Raw genomic sequence first — 344 nt, 5'->3', positions numbered from 1 at the left:
TGGTTGCGGGGGCAGGATTTGAACCTGCGACCTTCAGGTTATGAGCCTGACGAGCTACCGGGCTGCTCCACCCCGCGATGCGCTGCGGCCCCGTCGTTTATGACGACGGGGCCGCAGGAGAGACTTTGTGAATGGGTTTTATTCGTGTGCGCCAGCTTCAATGCCTGGCGACGACCTACTCTTCCAACGCTTGAGCGTTAGTACCATTGGCGCGGACTGGTTTCACGGCCGAGTTCGAGAAGGGATCGGGTGGGACACAGACGCTATGGTCACCAGGCAATGGAGCGGGCGCACATGAGGGGTTTAGATCGATGATGTTGGGATCTGGCTTGAGGATCGTCCGA

At 59.0% G+C, this 344-nt stretch carries 1 tRNA gene and 1 rRNA gene; both read right to left on the bottom strand.

What is annotated here, in order from left to right:
- Positions 1–77 (bottom strand) — tRNA-Met (locus tag H926_RS0106625).
- Between the two features lie 85 nt (positions 78–162).
- A 5S ribosomal RNA gene (gene rrf / locus H926_RS0106620) occupies positions 163–277 on the bottom strand.
- Positions 278–344: the final 67 nt, after the last annotated feature.

This window comes from Novosphingobium sp. B-7 (assembly GCF_000410615.1).
In the GTDB taxonomy this organism is placed as follows: Bacteria; Pseudomonadota; Alphaproteobacteria; order Sphingomonadales; family Sphingomonadaceae; genus Novosphingobium; species Novosphingobium capsulatum.
Note: the sequence above shows the minus strand (reverse complement) of the source record. Positions and strands in the feature narration are given on the sequence as shown.